The 294-nt window shown below is 76.2% G+C and carries 1 protein-coding gene; it reads left to right on the top strand.

All coding sequences use genetic code 11. The annotated features are described in order from the left end of the window. The coding region (locus O4G76_RS22490) for a cadherin repeat domain-containing protein (RefSeq protein WP_269398951.1) at positions 1-294 on the top strand (294 nt) is incomplete at both ends.

Here is a 294-nt window from a genome sequence, read left to right as displayed (position 1 = left end):
CGCCGCTTCGACATCGCCGTGGCCGACATCAACGAGCACGCCATCGGCGCGGTCAGTGACGCCGACGGCGCCACCCTCGACCGGATCGACGAGACCGCGGGCGCGGGCACGCTGGTCGGCATCCGGGCCCGCGCCGAGGACGCCGACGCCACCGCCACGGTGAGCTACGCGGTGGACGACGCGCGCTTCGCCATCGCCGCCGACGGCACGGTGCGGGTCGCCGCCGGCGCCAGCTTCGACGCCGAGACCGAGCCGAGCGTCGCGCTGACCGTCACCGCGACCTCCTCGGACGGC

The organism is Limimaricola sp. G21655-S1, from assembly GCF_027213785.1.
Lineage (GTDB): Bacteria > Pseudomonadota > Alphaproteobacteria > Rhodobacterales > Rhodobacteraceae > Limimaricola.
Note: the sequence above shows the minus strand (reverse complement) of the source record. Positions and strands in the feature narration are given on the sequence as shown.